This window comes from Proteiniphilum sp. UBA5463 (assembly GCF_002427225.1).
GTDB lineage: Bacteria > Bacteroidota > Bacteroidia > Bacteroidales > Dysgonomonadaceae > Proteiniphilum > Proteiniphilum propionicum.
The window spans coordinates 13,049-13,439 of record NZ_DIQL01000054.1; the positions used below are offsets into that span (position 1 = coordinate 13,049).

1 pseudogene is annotated in these 391 nt (G+C 51.7%); it reads left to right on the forward strand.

Annotated features, from left to right (window positions below):
• A pseudogene (locus B3B27_RS09165) lies at positions 1-391 on the forward strand (sugar kinase); the annotation flags it as partial.

Genomic DNA, 391 nt, shown 5'->3' on the forward strand with positions numbered 1-391 from the left:
GAAAAGAATTCAAATATTCACTGGTGGTACCCACCAGTATGGGAGTTCGTATTACACCGATGAATGCGCAGCCGGTGCAAAGTACCAACCTGTTTCAGATGCAGGCAACAAGCGCTGAAACCAACGTTGCTAGCATTTCTTCTTACCTGGGACTGCCGGTAAAGGTGCTTACTGCTTTTGTAAAAGATAGTCCCATAGCGGCTTTTATTAAAGCCGATCTCAGAGCACGGAATATGGACTATGAAGGGCCTGAGGTGCCCCAGGGCGGCCCGTGGGGATACCGCCACCAGTTCAATATTGCAGACAGCGGGTTCGGGCTGCGTGGGCCGCGAGTACAAAACGACAGGGCAGGTGAGGTGGGGAGAACGCTGAATGTGAAAGATTTCGACCT